The sequence below is a fragment of the Coprococcus sp. AF19-8AC genome (genome assembly GCF_003603115.1).
GTDB lineage: Bacteria > Bacillota > Clostridia > Lachnospirales > Lachnospiraceae > Coprococcus > Coprococcus aceti.
Window position 1 is genome coordinate 2,501 of sequence record NZ_QTMI01000002.1, and the last position, 18,395, is coordinate 20,895.

General features: G+C 42.4%; 11 protein-coding genes and 1 riboswitch (1 of these 12 cut by a window edge). All 11 genes read right to left on the reverse strand.

The window, feature by feature from the left end; genetic code table 11:
- A protein-coding gene (locus DWX57_RS04885; protein WP_120123151.1) for a Gfo/Idh/MocA family protein crosses the window boundary here: on the reverse strand, positions 1 to 524 show its 5' portion. 448 nt of this gene lie to the left of the window's left edge; 524 of the gene's 972 nt are visible here — the first part of the coding sequence; the start codon lies at positions 522 to 524; its stop codon lies off the left edge, out of view.
- A gap of 366 nt (positions 525 to 890) precedes the next feature.
- Complete coding sequence (locus tag DWX57_RS04890) at positions 891 to 2,264, reverse strand: NAD(P)/FAD-dependent oxidoreductase (protein ID WP_120123152.1); 1,374 nt, start codon at positions 2,262 to 2,264, stop codon at positions 891 to 893.
- A 90-nt stretch (positions 2,265 to 2,354) separates the two neighbouring features.
- A riboswitch (purine riboswitch) is annotated at positions 2,355 to 2,453 on the reverse strand.
- A gap of 262 nt (positions 2,454 to 2,715) precedes the next feature.
- On the reverse strand, positions 2,716 to 3,285 hold the full coding sequence (locus DWX57_RS04895; protein ID WP_120123153.1) for a helix-turn-helix domain-containing protein: 570 nt from the start codon (positions 3,283 to 3,285) through the stop codon (positions 2,716 to 2,718).
- A gap of 683 nt (positions 3,286 to 3,968) precedes the next feature.
- Complete coding sequence (locus tag DWX57_RS04900; RefSeq protein ID WP_133300873.1) at positions 3,969 to 4,772, reverse strand: hypothetical protein; 804 nt, start codon at positions 4,770 to 4,772, stop codon at positions 3,969 to 3,971.
- Positions 4,773 to 5,228: 456 nt separating this feature from the next.
- Entirely contained in the window at positions 5,229 to 6,416 is a 1,188-nt protein-coding gene (gene tuf, locus DWX57_RS04905; RefSeq protein WP_004850603.1) for an elongation factor Tu, read from the reverse strand.
- A gap of 202 nt (positions 6,417 to 6,618) precedes the next feature.
- The gene (gene fusA, locus DWX57_RS04910; protein ID WP_071849530.1) at positions 6,619 to 8,736 is read right to left on the reverse strand and encodes an elongation factor G; all 2,118 of its coding nucleotides are present in this window, start codon (positions 8,734 to 8,736) and stop codon (positions 6,619 to 6,621) included.
- A gap of 92 nt (positions 8,737 to 8,828) precedes the next feature.
- Positions 8,829 to 9,299, reverse strand: coding sequence for a 30S ribosomal protein S7 (gene rpsG / locus DWX57_RS04915; RefSeq protein ID WP_004850607.1), 471 nt, complete (start codon positions 9,297 to 9,299; stop codon positions 8,829 to 8,831).
- Positions 9,300 to 9,465: 166 nt separating this feature from the next.
- A complete protein-coding gene (gene rpsL, locus DWX57_RS04920) occupies positions 9,466 to 9,885 on the reverse strand; it encodes a 30S ribosomal protein S12 (protein ID WP_004850608.1) in 420 nt (139 codons plus the stop codon).
- A gap of 93 nt (positions 9,886 to 9,978) precedes the next feature.
- Complete coding sequence (locus DWX57_RS04925) at positions 9,979 to 10,521, reverse strand: hypothetical protein (protein WP_015534191.1); 543 nt, start codon at positions 10,519 to 10,521, stop codon at positions 9,979 to 9,981.
- Between the two features lie 179 nt (positions 10,522 to 10,700).
- Positions 10,701 to 14,423, reverse strand: coding sequence for a DNA-directed RNA polymerase subunit beta' (rpoC, locus tag DWX57_RS04930; protein ID WP_015534192.1), 3,723 nt, complete (start codon positions 14,421 to 14,423; stop codon positions 10,701 to 10,703).
- Positions 14,424 to 14,440: 17 nt separating this feature from the next.
- Positions 14,441 to 18,343, reverse strand: a complete 3,903-nt coding sequence (rpoB, locus tag DWX57_RS04935; RefSeq protein WP_022216760.1) for a DNA-directed RNA polymerase subunit beta — start codon at positions 18,341 to 18,343, stop codon at positions 14,441 to 14,443.
- Positions 18,344 to 18,395 lie beyond the last annotated feature (52 nt).

Sequence of the window (18,395 nt, forward strand, 5' to 3'; positions counted from 1 at the left end):
AGCATTGCCCCTCCCGCAAGGTTTCTGTTGAAGAATCGATTGTTCATATCATAGTCTTTGAAGCTTCCAAAATTCATGGTTATGAGATTGACTTTGCCAAGTGCACCCGAGTCCACTAACTCCTTAAGTTTTCTGTAAATAGGCATATGATAAATAGTCATCGCTTCACCTATGATCACATTATGCTGCTCTGCAAGTTTTACCATCTCTTCGAGTTCATCGCTGTTCAATGTTATAGACTTCTCCACCAATATATGCTTACCATTCTCTATTGCTTTTCTCATAAACTGTATGTGTGTATTGTGTGGTGTCGTTATGTATATCACGTCCACCTCCGGATCCGTGAACATCTCATTGTAGTCTGAATAAACCTTATCTATGCCATACTTCCCAGCAAATGCCACCGCTTTGTCATACGTCCTGTTACCAACCGCATAAATGCTCCTGCCATTCTTTTTGAGTGCCACTGCCATCTCATTTGCGATAACTCCTGTTCCAAGAACTGCCCACTTGATATCTTTCATGTCTGTTTCCTCCATATATAATTATGTATTTGGATTGTATATACACTATACATAAGCATCATGTCACTCCTTTGTATAGGCCATCGCCTGTTCCTATTTCCTTTCTTCTTTCGAAAATAATCCATCATATAGTGTCATCTATACAATGCCCCTAATAATTTTCTCAGTTAAATTTGTTTTCATATTTGCCGCAGACTTTAAATCTATTTTCATACCTTTTACAACTCTACCATCCTTCTCCCATCCAGTCAAACAAATGTATTTTCGCTTGAAACTCATTTATCAAATAAAAACAGAGTATCTGGAACCCCTATCACGATACTCTGTTTTGAATGACTTTCTTCTATATAAATATATCTATTCGTTTTATTCGCCATGTGCAATATTTCTTGCTACGTATACACCGCTTGCAGATGCATGGGACAGCGAGTGGGTTATACCACTTCCATCGCCTATGATATACAGTCCCTTATATATCGTCTCTAGCTTGTCATCTACCTCAACCTCCATGTTGTAGAATTTGACCTCAACTCCATACAACAGTGTATCTTCATTTGCCGTTCCTGGGGCTATCTTATCAAGAGCGTAGATCATCTCGATTATTCCATCCAGAATTCTCTTTGGAAGGACAAGGCTCAGATCTCCCGGTGTGGCATTGAGCGTAGGTGTGATGAACGCTTCCTCTATCCTGCTCTGGGTGGAGCGCTGTCCCCTTATGAGGTCGCCAAATCTCTGCACTATTACTCCGCCGCCCAGCATGTTGCTGAGTCTCGCTATGCTCTCGCCGTATCCGTTGGAGTCCTTGAACGGCTCTGAGAAATGCTTTGCCACAAGGAGCGCAAAGTTTGTATTATCCGTCTGTTTTGCAGGATCCTCATAACTGTGGCCATTTACCGTTATGATTCCATTAGTATTCTCAGTAACCACGGCGCCCCTTGGGTTCATGCAGAAAGTTCGCACCTTGTCTCCATACTTCTCCGTTCTGTATACTATCTTGCTCTCATAGAGCTCATCCGTCAAATGTGCAAATATGGCTGCAGGAAGCTCTACTCTGACTCCTATATCTACTCTGTTAGATTTTGTAGGCACATTAAGATCCTTGCACACTGTCTCCATCCATTTACTTCCGCTTCTGCCAACGGATATGATACATTTGTTACAAGCAAATGTACCCTTCTTGCAGCATACACTATATGTTCCATCGTCCAGCTTTTCCACTGTCTGTATAGGTGTGTCAAAATAAAACTCTACCTTGTCCTGAAGATATGCATACAGATTCTCTAGAACTATATAGTTGATGTCCGTGCCAAGATGTCTGACAGAGGCATCCAGCAAATGAAGCCTGTTCTGCAGACACACTGTCTTGAATCTTGTGCCGGCAGTGGAATAAAGCTTCGTACCCTCTCCGCCGTACTCCATATTGATATCATCCACATACTTCATGAGGTCTATGGCCTCGTTCTTGCCGATGTACTCATACAGACTTCCGCCAAAGTCATTTGTAATATTGTACTTTCCATCGGAAAATGCACCTGCACCGCCAAATCCGCTCATGATCGAACAGCTATCACATCCCACGCAGCTCTTGATCTTTGTGCCGTCTATCGGACATTTTCTTCTCTTAAGCTCATGTCCAGCCTCAAACACTGCAACCTTGAGATTCGGAGCCTGCTTTGTCAGCTCATATGCAGAAAATATTCCTCCTGGTCCCGCTCCAATAATTATCACATCATACCTCATACGCGCACCCTCCAAAATCATTTTATATTTTTTGTTAAACCTTATCCACGCTCTGTATCCACACACATATTTTTACACAAAAATATAGTTGACCACGGCAATCCATGTCGTAGTCAACTATTATCGGTAGCTGGTAGATACGCCCAACCATATTATGGGCTTATACATATATAATTGTAATTCTTTCGTCATAAAAAATGATTGCACTATTCATATTTACTATATCTCACGCAAAATATCTGTGCTCATGTGGATGCCACAAACTGATCGTCCACATTGCATCCTTAAAAATTATAGCATATTACATTTAGTTTGCGCAAGCTCAACCGTCGCAATGCTCATTATATCATGATTCGCACCTACGGTGCTTTCCGTTGCTGTCGCAACTATCATGATCCAATTCGCCGCTCGCCAATCATGCAAGCATGTTGGCTCACTTGCGCTCATTATATCATAACGATGCTATGATTGCCGCGATGAATGTTCCAAGCAGGATTAATATGCTTATTACCAAAAGCACTTTCATAAGTATTCTTTTTCGCTTCCTCATGTTTTCTAAAACTCCGGTTGAATAGAACACCGCAACCAGCAACGCACCTATAGCAACTCCCATAAGCGTCCCCATCAAATAATCATAGACCGGAAGATTGTTATCTCTGCTGATCACCATCATCGTCAATCCTGCAATCAGTGAAACCAACCCCACTATGCTGAATATACGCAACCTCATCAACAATGTATTCTTCTCAGTTTCTGCATAATCCGCTACAAGCTGCAATCTCTCTTTCTCTTCCTTATTCATGTCCTCACCCTTCCTTTCTCCATCAATGATATCCCTGATATCAACATCATAGAAATCTGCCAGCTCCACCAGGATACTGAGATCCGGCATATTGCTGCCTGTCTCCCACCTTGACACACTGCGGCTTGTTACTCCAAACCGCTCAGCAAGCTGTTCCTGGGTAAGCTGTTTTTCCTTTCTCAGTTCTCTTAGAAATGAACCGGTCTTTTTCTGATCCATATCTGTTGCCTCCTTTCTATTGAACATCAGCCCATTTTAAGTTGCCTTCGACAAGGGCTGATGCTACATGTCAAGCTTTTGCTAAAAACTTGACACATTCATTGACAGAATAGGGTTTTTCGGGTGTTTTTTACAGGACATGATGCGGGAATTGGCTGTTTTCAGCAAATATGTAAATACACCAGATCACTAAATCAGGTTTAGTCTTTTTTATCATTTTAAGTCCCATACATAAAAATATAGTTGACCACGACATTTTTATTGTCGTAGTCAACTATTATCAGCAGCCGATAAATACCCCAGCCATATTATAGATCTATACGTATTATATTATTGTTTTTCTTCTATATTGCGTCTCTTCTATATAAATAATAATTAGCTATTTTTATAATTACCACCATATCCGGCACCATACTGAGCATTGCCATACGGATTGTAATTGTCATTGCCATTCGCCGGATCATTGTACTGGAAATTGCCATAACCGGGGAGTAGAAATTCTTCATTTACTCCCCAAAATAATATTTAACAATGTTCTATATTATAATTCTTATAAATCTAGCTATTACAATATATAATCTCCAATTATTGAAATTATTTTCAGCTACTATATATCACATTCTATTAGACACACTTTCTATTTTTGTTTCCGCTTTACATTTATTATTTAACGATTCATTTTTTTATTCAGATAAACTACATCTGAATTTTGCTACTATATTATCATCATTCAAGTACTCATCATAATTATACTTGGTTATTTTTTCAAATGCATTTTCTTCCATTATATAAAACTTATTAACGCTATACAGTTTATGAGATTCTAAACTTTCTTTGTATTTCTTATTAAGCTTGTCAAGTATTTCTTTATTATCATCTGTGTTGAGAATAAAGATTTTATTCATTGCAGAAACATTGTTATCATATTCCGAATTATTCTTATCTTTAACTTCAGTTATCTCTGAATATACTTTTACATTTTCTGAATTAACTAATTTTACTATAATATTTTTTATATATGATTCATAATCATCTCTTAATAATAGATTCAAATAATCATCAGTTATAATCTCTTTATCATCTATCTTAGAAACCGTTACTGTTACAATATCACTTTCTGTTAATCCTTGTGGATAAACTATTAATTGTTCATCTTGTAGCGAGTTTGGAGCAATATAACCTTCATAAATAAATTCTTCATCATATTCACTATCTAAATACTTATATAATTCCTCAATTCTTTTGATTGCAATCCTCTGTGAAGATAACAAATCATCATAATTGGTGGATAATCCCGCTTCCTTTAATATTTTCTTCTGTCTACTTGTTAATTCTACTTGAGAATTCTTCTGTGAATGTTCTGTTTTTATTTTTACACCACACCCTACTAAACATATAATAAAACAACAAATCAAAAATAATGCACTTTTTTTTCGCATGTCGCTATCCTTTCCAAAACTTAATATTATCCTTATCTGTTTTTTCAAATGCTACTCAAGTATCTATAATTGCTTTATGAGTTTCTTTAACTAAAGTATCTAATTGTGTTTGAACATTATCTAAAGTTTCTATAACGTTTTTTATTTTTATTTTTCGACGTTTTTCAACTTTTCCGTGTTGCCCTCATAATTACAGGATGCTACAATCGGGACATGGGTGCTAACCGTCTATCGGTAGCACCTTTTTCTGTATTCACATTAACACGCATCTACGTGTATGTCAAAGTATTTTATCCCCTGTACCCTTAATATCCTATCTGCAAATCTCCTATCCTTAGATCTTCCCTCTGAGATTTTTATGTCATTTGTCGGGTCAAAGCTCATTTTTTGCTCTAAATTAGGGTCAAAATAGGGTCAAAACCCATTTTTAAGCAGAAAAAAAAGACCTCCGAGGGCAAACCCTCGAAGGTCTGAAAATCCTTTATTTATGCGGTTTATCAGCGATTACTCGATGATAGTTGCAACTCTTCCTGAACCTACAGTTCTACCACCCTCACGGATAGCGAATGTAAGACCCTGGCTCATAGCGATTGGGTGGATGAGCTCGATTGTCATCTCTACGTTATCACCAGGCATGCACATCTCTGTACCAGCTGGAAGGTTACATACACCTGTAACGTCTGTTGTTCTGAAGTAGAACTGTGGACGATAGTTGTTGAAGAATGGTGTATGACGACCACCCTCGTCCTTTGTCAGAACGTAAACCTGTGCTGTGAACTTTGTATGACATGTAATTGAACCTGGCTTACAAAGAACCTGTCCTCTTACGATATCCTCTCTCTTGATACCACGAAGAAGGGCACCGATGTTATCACCAGCCTGACCTTCGTCAAGGAGCTTTCTGAACATCTCGATACCTGTTACTGTTGTCTTCTGGATCTCTGGCTTGATACCAACGATCTCAACTTCATCATTGAGGTGAATTACACCAGCCTCTACTCTACCAGTAGCAACTGTACCACGACCTGTGATTGTGAATACGTCCTCTACAGGCATGATGAATGGCTTATCTGTATCTCTCTGTGGATCTGGAATATATGAATCAATTGTATCCATAAGCTCCATGATCTTGTCTCCCCAAGGTCCCATTGGATCCTCAAGAGCCTTAAGAGCTGAACCCTTAACGATAGGACAATCATTGAATCCGTACTCCTCAAGCTGCTCTGTAACTTCCATCTCAACGAGCTCGATAAGCTCCTCATCGTCTACCATATCACACTTGTTAAGGAATACAACGATGTAAGGAACACCAACCTGACGTGAAAGAAGGATATGCTCCTTTGTCTGAGCCATAACACCATCAGTAGCAGCAACAACAAGGATAGCACCATCCATCTGAGCTGCACCAGTGATCATGTTCTTAACGTAGTCAGCATGTCCTGGACAGTCAACGTGTGCATAATGTCTCTTCTCTGTCTCGTACTCAACGTGAGCTGTAGAGATAGTGATACCTCTTTCTCTCTCCTCTGGAGCCTTATCAATGTTCTCGAAATCTGTAGCTGTGTTACCAGCAACTCTCTCTGAAAGAACCTTTGTGATAGCAGCTGTAAGAGTAGTCTTACCGTGATCTACGTGTCCGATTGTACCGATGTTACAATGTGGCTTACTTCTATTAAACTTTTCCTTTGCCATGATATAAAATCCTCCTTAAAAATTATACCCCACGCGGGTTACTCGGCTAAAAATCATTATATAGAAAATACTAGAGATTTTCAACCATTTTTTATCTCTTTATACCAGCAGGCTAACGATATGTATTCTTTAACCTGCCAGCATATATAATTTTTTATTTATATGACCTGAAAGACCAGGAAAATGTCTTTCGTCAAATATCTTACTTAGAATGCTCTGCGATAACCTTCTCCTGAATGCTCTTTGGACACTGAGCGTACTTCTCAAAGAACATTGAGTAGTTACCACGACCCTGTGTTGATGAACGAAGCTCTGTTGAGTATCCGAACATCTCTGCAAGTGGAACGAATGCTCTGACGATCTTACCACCGCCGATATCATCCATACCCTCGATCTGGCCTCTCTTAGCATTTAAGCTTCCGATTACATCACCGAGGTACTCCTCAGGCATTGTAACCTCAACCTTCATGATAGGCTCAAGAAGAACTGGGTCAGCCTTAGCCATAGCCTCCTTGAATGCCATAGAACCAGCGATGTGGAATGCCATCTCTGATGAATCGACCTCATGGTATGATCCATCGTATACGTTAGCATAAACACCAAGTACTGGGTAGCCGCCAAGGATACCAGCCTTAGCTGCCTCTTCGATACCCTCTCCAACTGCTGGGATGTACTCCTTAGGAATAGCACCACCGACAACTGTTGACTCGAACTTGAATGTCTCCTCACCGTTAGGATCCATAGGCTCGAACTTAACCTTACAATGACCGTACTGTCCACGACCACCTGACTGCTTAGCATACTTGCTGTCGATATCAACTGGCTTTGTGAATGTCTCCTTGTAAGCAACCTGAGGTGCACCAACGTTTGCCTCAACCTTGAACTCACGGAGAAGACGATCAACGATAACCTCAAGGTGAAGCTCACCCATTCCGGCGATAATTGTCTGACCTGTCTCTTTGTCTGTATGAGCCTTGAATGTAGGATCCTCCTCAGCAAGCTTTGCGAGTGCCTCACCCATCTTACCCTGATCATTCTTGGTCTTAGGCTCGATAGCAAGCTCGATAACTGGCTCTGGGAACTCCATTGACTCAAGGATAACTGGATGCTGCTCATCACAGATTGTGTCACCTGTAGTTGTAAGCTTGAAACCTACAGCAGCTGCGATATCTCCTGAGTAAACCTTATCAATCTCTTTACGAGCGTTGGCATGCATCTGTACGATACGTCCTACACGCTCCTTCTTATCCTTTGTTGCATTCAGTACATATGAACCTGAGTTCAGTGTACCTGAGTAAACTCTGAAGAATGCAAGCTTTCCAACGAATGGATCTGTCATGATCTTGAATGCAAGAGCTGAGAATGGCTCATCATCCGATGAATGACGAACAACCTCGTTACCGTCTGGATCAACACCTGTGATATCAGGGATATCTGTTGGTGCTGGCATGTACTCGATAACACCGTCAAGCATCTTCTGAACACCCTTGTTCTTGTAAGCTGAACCAAGGAATACAGGAACTGCCTCACATGCGATAGTTGCTCTACGAAGAACCTTCTTCATCTCATCGATTGATGGCTCCTCGCCCTCAAGGTACATCATCATTAAGTCGTCATCTAACTCGCAGATCTTCTCGACAAGGTTCTCATGCCACTTGTCTGCAAGCTCCTTAAGGTCATCAGGGATAGTTGTGATCTCGATGTCCTCGCCCTTATCATCTTTGTAGTAGTACGCTTCCATCTCGAACAGATCGATCAGACCGATGAAGTCTGACTCTTTTCCGATAGGGATCTGTACTGGAATTGCATTCTTGCCCAGACGATCAATAATTGTCTGAACTGAGTAGAAAAAGTCTGCACCCATTTTATCCATCTTGTTGATGAATGCCATACGAGGTACATTGTATGTGTCAGCCTGACGCCATACGTTCTCTGACTGAGGCTCTACACCAGCCTTAGCATCGAATACACCTACAGCTCCGTCAAGTACACGAAGTGAACGCTCAACCTCAACAGTGAAGTCAACGTGTCCCGGAGTATCGATGATGTTGATTCTGTGCTCTAACGCGCCAGCCTTTGGTTTGTGATGATCCTCAAGTGTCCAATGGCATGTTGTAGCAGCTGAAGTAATTGTTATACCTCTCTCCTGCTCCTGCTCCATCCAGTCCATGGTAGCTGTACCGTCATGAGTATCACCAATCTTATAGTTAACACCAGTATAGTATAAGATACGCTCTGTAAGAGTTGTCTTACCGGCATCGATATGAGCCATAATACCAATGTTTCTTGTTCTGTCCAATGGATATTCTCTTCCAGCCAACGGATTGTCCTCCTTTTGCTATTTTTCGTAACACATCTATTGTGTCCCATATACACATAAGCATGCATACAAATGCATTCTCACACAGACAATTAGAATCTGTAGTGAGCGAATGCCTTGTTTGCCTCTGCCATCTTGTGCATGTCTTCTTTTCTCTTTACAGATGCACCTGTGTTGTTAGCTGCATCCATGATCTCCTTCGCAAGTCTTTCTTCCATAGTCTTCTCACTTCTTGCACGTGAGAAAGCTGTTAACCAACGAAGTCCGAGAGCCTGTCTTCTGTCAGGTCTTACATCGATAGGTACCTGGTATGTTGCACCACCGATACGTCTAGCCTTAACCTCGAGGAGTGGCATGATGTTGTTCATAGCCTCTTCGAATACCTCTAATGCAGGCTTACCAGTCTCTTCTGCGATACGATCAAATGCACCGTAGACGATCTTCTGTGCTACACCCTTCTTACCATCTAACATAATGTTGTTGATAAGCTTTGTAACGACCTTATTGTTGTAAATTGGATCCGCTAATACGTCTCTCTTTGCGATATGTCCTTTACGTGGCACGGTTCTTCCCTCCTTAATTATTTATTAAATCTTCGGTACTCACATTCTCTCTATAATTATGGAATGTGTTCGTGCTGTTATCTGTCTTAACTGTTTCTATCTGAATTATTATCTATATAAAAACATGACCTTACCAGCACAAATTAGAATTGTGTTCTAGCATGTTTTATTTTGCATCCTTAGGACGCTTTGCACCATACTTTGAACGAGCCTGACGTCTCTTTGCTACACCTGCTGTATCAAGAGTACCTCTGATGATATGGTATCTTGTACCAGGTAAGTCCTTTACTCTTCCACCACGGATAAGTACAACGCTATGCTCCTGAAGGTTATGACCCTCACCTGGGATATAACTTGTTACTTCGATTCCGTTTGAAAGACGTACTCTGGCGATCTTTCTAAGAGCTGAGTTAGGCTTCTTAGGAGTAGCTGTCTTAACTGCTGTACAAACTCCTCTCTTCTGTGGTGAGCTTGTCTCTACTGGCTTCTTCTTAAGTGAATTGAAACTTCTCTGAAGAGCTGGTGCAGTTGACTTCTTCTCTACTGTCTGTCTTCCTTTTCTAACTAACTGGTTAAATGTTGGCATGTTTTCACCTCCTGTATATAAATTAAAAATGATAAAGCATGTTTTTACGCATGCTTTATCATTATATAGTCGAGTATTTTCTCTGTCAAGCATTTATTTGACAAATATTTTCTTAACGAACTCAAAGACTCTCTCTGTTTCCATTGCCAGTCTGGCTTGATCAAATTCTGTATAACCTTCATTTACAAGAAACGCCTGTCCCATTATATATTTGTGCATTTCCTCATTTATCTGATCTGCAACAATCTCATCACAGTGAAGTGTCTCAACTAACATCTTCTCTGTCCTGGTATCCTTAAACAGTCCATGTCCCGAGTCATTGTCTGCAACGAGCTGTCTGAACAACACCCTCTCACTGTCTGCAAACTCACAGACAATAGTGGTCTGGCTGACATAATCCGCATTCTCTTTCTTACACAGACTTGTCTTCAGGGAACCGTAAACCTCATTTATACGCTCTGTTGTAATCTCTATAACAGCTCCCATATCAACAAAATTCTCATATATTGGTTGTGTTGAACAGGAAATCTCTTTTGCCAGTTTTCTTGCTGTTATTGCGGCAATTCCTTCTCTTCTGGCAAGGTTATACGCCGCTTCTAATATACCTTCTTTATTGATTTTCTTTACAGCAGCCATATTATTCCATTTCTTTCTTACTAAATATTTCCAAAAAGAAATCCGGCATATTCTATTTCTCACAGGTATATCTGAATACCTTTATGAGAAATTGACATATCCCGGATTCCCCTTATATCCTTCATGTCGAGCAGCTTCGCAGCCACTACTTTTTTATATACATCCAAGCAAATGAGTGATTACTCTTCGTCAGCATCTCCGGCTGTATCGAGGGTCTCAAATACGATCTCCTCTGAATTTACATTCTCTAACTCTTCGTAATCATCTGTATCCTCATCTTCATCAAAGAAGTTAAGCTCTTCCATATCAGTGTCAAGCTTTACTGAACGATATCTCTTCATTCCTGTACCAGCAGGTATAAGCTTTCCGATGATAACGTTTTCCTTAAGTCCGATAAGTGGATCAACCTTACTCTTGATCGCAGCATCTGTAAGAACCTTTGTTGTCTCCTGGAATGATGCAGCCGACATAAATGAATCAGTTGCAAGTGATGCCTTTGTTATACCAAGCATTATCTGTGTTCCAGTTGCAGGCTCCTTGCCCTCTGCGATAAGCTTCTCATTTGTATCTTCAAACTCAAGCAGATCTGCCTGTGTTCCTGGAAGATAATCTGAATCTCCCGGCTCATCAATTATGATCTTCTTAAGCATCTGTCTTACGATGATCTCAATGTGCTTATCATTGATATCAACACCCTGAAGTCTGTAAACCTTCTGAACCTCACGGAGCATGTAATCCTGAACTGCACGAACACCCTTTATCTTAAGGATATCATGTGGATTAACTGATCCCTCTGTAAGCTCATCACCAGCCTCAAGTACCTGGTCATCAAGAACTCTGATACGTGAACCATAAGGAATAAGATATGCCTTTGACTCACCTGTCTCATCGTTTGTTATGACAACCTCTCTCTTCTTCTTGTTGTCACGGAGCTGTACCTTTCCGCCAAACTCTGCAATGATCGCAAGTCCCTTTGGCTTTCTGGCCTCGAAAAGCTCCTCAACTCTTGGAAGACCCTGTGTGATATCGCCACCGGCAACACCACCTGTATGGAATGTTCTCATTGTAAGCTGTGTACCAGGCTCACCAATTGACTGTGCAGCGATAATTCCAACTGACTCACCAACCTGTACAGGCATTCCTGTTGCCATGTTCGCACCGTAGCACTTTGCACACACACCGAGGTGTGACTTACATGTGAGGACTGTTCTGATCTTAAGCTTTGCATCTGATCTTACAACTTCGTTTCCATCGTCATCCTTAACGGTGAATGGAACGCCGTTGGCATCGACACCCTTCTTAACAATGAGCTCAGCTCTCTTAGGAGTTACCATATGATTTATCTTGACAAGCATGTTGCCCTCTGCATCATATACAGACTCTGCAAGGTAACGTCCTGTGATTCTCTCCTGAAACTCCTCGATCATTTCCTTGCCCTCTCTGAAGGCCTCAATGACCATACCCGGAATTGAATCTCTTCCTATACTACAATCAGGCTCTCTGATTATAAGATCCTGTGATACATCTACAAGTCGTCTTGTCAGGTATCCTGAATCGGCTGTACGAAGAGCTGTATCTGACAGACCCTTACGAGCACCATGCGCCGAAATGAAATACTCCAGAACGTCAAGTCCCTCTCGGAAGTTAGACTTGATTGGGAGCTCAATGGTCTTACCTGTTGTATCTGCCATCAGTCCTCGCATACCTGCAAGCTGCTTGATCTGCTGATTAGAACCACGGGCTCCAGAATCAGCCATCATGAATATATTGTTATATTTATCAAGACCTGCGAACAGGAGATCCTGCAGATGTTTATCTGCCTTCTCCCAGATCTTAACTACTGCCTGATATCTCTCCTCGTCTGATACAAGACCACGTCTGAACTTCTTGGTGATTTGGTCAACGAGCTTCTGTGCATCCTCAAGGATATCCTTCTTCTCATCAGGCACCTTCATATCTGAAATAGATACTGATATAGCACTTCTTGTTGAATACTTATATCCTATTGCCTTGACATCATCAAGAACCTCCGCAGTCTTTGTTGCACCATGTGTATTGATACACTTGTCAAGGATTGGCTTGAGCTGCTTCTTTCCTACATGGAAATCTATCTCAAGCTTCAGAGCGTTCTCACGAACAGTTCTGTCTACATATCCGAGATCCTGTGGAATGATCTCATTGAAGAGGAGCTTTCCAAGTGTTGTATCGATAACACCTGTAACTTCCTCGCCCTCGAACTCACCGGTTCTTCTTACATGGATCTTGGTGTGAAGTGTAATTCCACCATTCTCATATGCAAGTATTGCCTCATTCTTGGACTTAAAATATCTTCCCTCTCCGATCTCGCCTTCCTTTTCCATTGTCAGATAGTAGATACCAAGTACCATATCCTGTGAAGGAACGGCAACAGGCGCACCATCTGATGGCTTCAGCAGGTTGTTAGGTGAAAGCAGAAGGAATCTACACTCAGCCTGTGCCTCTACTGTAAGTGGAAGATGGACAGCCATCTGGTCTCCATCGAAATCGGCATTGAAGGCTGTACATACGAGTGGGTGAAGCTTTATAGCCTTACCGCCTACAAGCACTGGCTCAAATGCCTGGATTCCAAGTCTGTGAAGTGTAGGGGCACGGTTAAGCATAACCGGATGCTCCTTGATGACATCCTCAAGAATGTCCCAAACCTGTGGCTCAAGCTTCTCTACCATCTTCTTTGCCTGCTTGATATTGTTTGCCTTACCTGTAGCTGTAAGCTCCTTCATAACAAATGGCTTGAACAGCTCGATAGCCATCTCCTTAGGGAGACCGCACTGGTAAATCTTAAGCTCTGGTCCAACTACGATAACTGAACGTCCTGAGTAGTCAACTCGCTTACCAAGAAGGTTCTGACGGAAACGTCCCTGCTTACCTTTCAGCATCTCTGAAAGTGACTTCAGTGCTCTGTTACCAGGGCCTGTTACCGCACGTCCACGTCTACCGTTATCTATAAGTGCATCAACTGCCTCCTGAAGCATTCTCTTCTCATTTCTCACGATGATCTCAGGAGCACCGAGATCAAGGAGTCTGCGGAGACGATTATTTCTGTTGATGATTCTTCTGTACAGATCGTTGAGGTCTGATGTTGCAAATCTTCCACCTTCAAGCTGTACCATAGGTCTGATATCTGGTGGGATAACAGGGATTACATTCATGATCATCCACTCAGGTCTGTTCTCTGATGTTCTGAATGCCTCCATTACCTCAAGTCTCTTGATGATCCTTGTACGCTTCTGGCCGCTACATGTCTCAAGCTCTTTCTTAAGCTCTGCGCTCTCGGCATCAAGGTCTATTGCCTTGAGAAGCTTCTGTATAGCCTCTGCGCCCATCTCTGCAACGAATGAACCGTAACCATACTCCTTCTCTGCCTCTCTGAACTCCTGCTCGTTGAGAATCTGCTTGTAAGCAAGCGGAGTATCCTTTGGATCTGTTACTATATATGATGAGAAGTACAGTACCTTCTCAAGCACTCTTGGTGATATATCAAGGATCAGTCCCATACGGCTAGGGATTCCCTTGAAGTACCATATATGTGATACAGGAGCAGCGAGCTCAATATGTCCCATACGCTCTCTACGAACGTTGGACTTTGTTACCTCAACTCCACACTTATCACACACGATTCCCTTGAATCTGATCTTCTTGTACTTACCACAATTACACTCCCAGTCCTTCTGTGGTCCAAATATTCTCTCACAGAACAGACCGTCCTTCTCAGGCTTAAGTGTTCTATAGTTGATAGTCTCAGGGCGCTTTACCTCACCATGTGACCATTCTCTTATCTTTTCAGGAGATGCAAGTCCGATTTTTATTGCGTCAAAGTTCAATGACTTTTCCTGTTCTGCATTGTCTACATTGTATTCTGGCATCTTACAAAGCTCCTTTCTTATTCTTCCTCATTATTATCCATATAATCTGAATCGCCGAGGTCTTCCATATCACTTATATCGCCGTTCTCATCAACCTCTGAGAATCCGCTTGCCTGAAGCTCATCTGCGTCATCGCCTCTGAACACCTCAGGTGCATCGCTCTCATCCATATCATCGTCTCTGTCTGATGATCTGTCGCTGAGAAGTCTCTTGATACTTGTGTTGTAATCATAAGCTTCCATGGTCTCGCTGAGATCAACTTCAACCATCTTCTTGTTGCCTTCCTCGTCCTCTTCCTCTCTTACGACTCTTACATCAAGTCCGAGAGCCTGGAACTCCTTGAGAAGTACCTTGAATGACTCAGGCACACCAGGTGCTGGTATATTGTCGCCCTTGATAATAGCCTCATATGTCTTAACACGTCCTACAACATCATCAGACTTAACTGTCAGAATCTCCTGCAGTGTGTATGAAGCACCATAAGCCTCAAGAGCCCAAACCTCCATCTCTCCAAAACGCTGTCCACCAAACTGAGCTTTACCACCCAGTGGCTGCTGTGTTACCAGTGAGTATGGACCGGTTGAACGAGCATGGATCTTATCATCAACCAGATGGTGCAGCTTGAGGTAATGCATGTAACCGATAGTTACAGGGGCATCAAAGTTCTCACCTGTTCTACCATCACGGAGCTGAACCTTACCTGTTCTGTTGATAGGCACGCCCTTCCACTCTGCTCTGTGGTCTCTGTTCGTGTAGAGGTAATCCATAACCTCAGGCTTTACTGTATCCTTGTACTTAGCCTCGAAGTCTTCCCATGTACCATTTGCATAGTCATTGGCCATCTCCAGTGTATCCATGATGTCAAACTCTGTAGCACCATTGAATACAGGAGTGGATACCTTGAATCCAAGAACCTGTGAAGCAAGTCCGAGATGGATCTCGAGGACCTGTCCGATGTTCATTCGTGAAGGAACGCCCAGTGGGTTAAGCACGATATCAAGAGGACGTCCGTTTGGAAGGAATGGCATATCCTCAACAGGGAGCACTCGTGAAACTACACCCTTGTTACCATGACGACCAGCCATCTTATCTCCGACCTGGATCTTTCTCTTCTGTGCTATATATACTCTGACCTTCTTGTCTACGCCTGCCGGAAGATCGTCTCCATCAGCACGTGTAAATACCTTTGCATCTATAACAATACCGAATGCTCCGTGTGGAACCTTCAGTGATGTATCTCTTACCTCTCTTGCCTTCTCACCGAAGATGGCACGAAGAAGTCTCTCCTCTGCTGTCAGCTCAGTCTCTCCCTTTGGAGTAACCTTTCCAACGAGGATATCACCGGCACGAACCTCTGCGCCGATTCTGATGATACCATTCTCATCAAGATCCTTGAGGACATCATTTGACAGACCTGCAAGATCTCTTGTGATCTCCTCCTTACCAAGCTTGGTATCACGAGCCTCACACTCGTATTTCTCTATATGAATTGATGTGTATACATCATCCTGTACAAGTCTCTCGCTGAGAAGAACCGCATCCTCGTAGTTGTAACCTTCCCATGTCATGAAACCGATCAGTGGGTTCTTACCAAGTGCGATCTCTCCGCCAGATGTTGAAGGGCCATCTGCGATAACCTCTCCAGCCTTTACGTGGTCACCCTTGAACACGATAGGTCTCTGGTTCATACAGTTACCCTGGTTGCTTCGTGCAAACTTGATGATGTGATATACATCCTTTGTTCCATCCTCATCTGCTCTTACACAGACCTCTGTGCTGTTTGAATATTCTACAACACCGTCTCTCTTGGCAACGACGCAGACACCTGAATCTACAGCAGCCTTTGCCTCCATACCTGTTCCAACCACTGCTGACTCTGTCATCATAAGAGGAACCGCCTGACGCTGCATGTTTGATCCCATGAGGGCACGGTTAGCATCATCGTTCTGAAGGAATGGGATCATCGATGTAGCAACTGAGAATACCATCTTAGGTGATACATCCATGAGATCAACCTTTGACTTAGGGAACTCGGTTGTATCAGCTCTGAATCTTCCTGATACATTGTTCTTGACAAAGTGTCCATTCTCATCTATAGGCTCATTAGCCTGTACTACTCTGTATCTATCCTCCTCGTCTGCTGTAAGGTAAACAACCTCATCTGTAACAACAGGGTTAGAAGGATCTGTCTTATCAAGCTTTCTATATGGAGCCTCAACGAAACCATACTCGTTGATACGCGCATATGTAGCCAGTGAGTTGATAAGTCCGATGTTAGGACCCTCAGGGGTCTCGATAGGACACATTCTACCGTAGTGTGTATAGTGTACATCTCGGACCTCGAATCCAGCTCTGTCTCGTGAAAGTCCACCAGGGCCAAGGGCTGAAAGTCTTCTCTTATGAGTCAGCTCTGACAGAGGGTTATTCTGATCCATAAACTGTGACAACTGTGAACTTCCGAAGAACTCCTTAACAGCAGCCGTTACAGGCTTGATATTGATAAGGGACTGAGGTGTGATAGACTCAGCATCCTGTGTTGTCATTCTCTCTCTTACAACTCTCTCAAGTCTTGAAAGACCGATTCTATACTGGTTCTGAAGAAGCTCTCCAACCGCTCTGATACGTCTGTTGCCCAGATGGTCGATGTCATCGTCATTACCAATGCCATACTCGAGGTGAATGTTGTAATTTATGGAAGCAAATATGTCTTCCTTTGTAATATGCTTTGGTACGAGGTCTGACATGTCTCTCTCTATGGCAGCCTTGAGCTTCTCTGTATCATCGCCATACTCCTCGAGGAGTCCCTCGAGAACCGGATAATATACTCTCTCCACAATGCCAAGCTCAGCAGGATCAAAATCCACATAGTTGGCAATGTTGACCATCATATTAGAAAGAACCTTAACGTTTCTCTCCTCTGTCTGGATCATAACATAAGGAACTGCTGCATCCTGAATTGTGTCTGCAAGCTCCTCTGATACTGTTGTTCCAGCTTCAGCGATAACCTCTCCTGTGCTAGGATCGATAGCATCCTCAGCAAGGACATGTCCTGCTATACGAGCCTTGAGAGCGAGCTTCTTGTTGAACTTGTAACGTCCAACCTTTGCAAGATCGTATCTTCTCGCATCAAAGAACATAGCATTAATAAGGCTCTCTGCATTCTCAACTACTGAAGGCTCGTCCGGTCTGATCTTCTTGTAAAGCTCTACCACGCCCTCTGCATATGACTTTGCAGGATCCTTGTTAAGACTCTCCATGATCTTTGGCTCCTCGCCAAATAAATCTATGATCTCCTGATCTGTTCCAAGACCAAGTGCACGGATAAGAACAGTCACAGGTACCTTTCTGGTTCTATCCACACGAACATAGAATACATCGTTGGAATCTGTCTCATACTCCAGCCATGCACCTCTGTTAGGAATTACTGTACATGCATACAGCTTCTTACCAACCTTATCATGTGTTATATCATAGTAAATACCAGGTGAACGCACTAACTGGCTTACTATAACTCGCTCTGCACCATTGATAACGAATGTTCCTGTCTCTGTCATAAGAGGAAGATCACCCATGAATATCTCATGATCTGACATCTCCTTAGCATCTCCGACTCTGAGTCTGACCTTGACTCTGAGAGGCGCCGCATATGTTGCATCTCTCTCCTTGCATTCCTCGATACTGTACTTCAAGTCATCTTTACAGAACTGAAAATCTACGAATTCAAGACTATACTGTCCAGAGTAATCAGTGATAGGAGAAATATCCCTGAATGCTTCCTTCAGACCGTCAGTTAAGAACCAGTTGTATGAATTCTTCTGAACCTCTATGAAGTTAGGCATCTCCAGGACGTCCTTCTGCTTAGCGTAGCTCATTCTGTAGCCTTTTCCAGACTTGACAGGACTAATTCTGTTCTTTTCCATCGACACATTCACCCCTTGGAATTTATTTTTATGCTTTTTAAGACAAACCTTA

Excerpts from the sequence above, each read along its gene's own strand:
- rpsL (WP_004850608.1), bottom strand. The coding sequence starts at position 9,885 with ATGCCAACATTTAACCAGTTAGTTAGAAAAGGAAGACAGACAGTAGAG.
- DWX57_RS04925 (WP_015534191.1), bottom strand. The coding sequence starts at position 10,521 with ATGGCTGCTGTAAAGAAAATCAATAAAGAAGGTATATTAGAAGCGGCG.
- DWX57_RS04890 (WP_120123152.1), bottom strand. The coding sequence starts at position 2,264 with ATGAGGTATGATGTGATAATTATTGGAGCGGGACCAGGAGGAATATTT.
- rpoB (WP_022216760.1), bottom strand. The coding sequence starts at position 18,343 with ATGGAAAAGAACAGAATTAGTCCTGTCAAGTCTGGAAAAGGCTACAGA.
- DWX57_RS04895 (WP_120123153.1), bottom strand. The coding sequence starts at position 3,285 with ATGGATCAGAAAAAGACCGGTTCATTTCTAAGAGAACTGAGAAAGGAA.
- rpoC (WP_015534192.1), bottom strand. The coding sequence starts at position 14,423 with ATGCCAGAATACAATGTAGACAATGCAGAACAGGAAAAGTCATTGAAC.
- tuf (WP_004850603.1), bottom strand. The coding sequence starts at position 6,416 with ATGGCAAAGGAAAAGTTTAATAGAAGTAAGCCACATTGTAACATCGGT.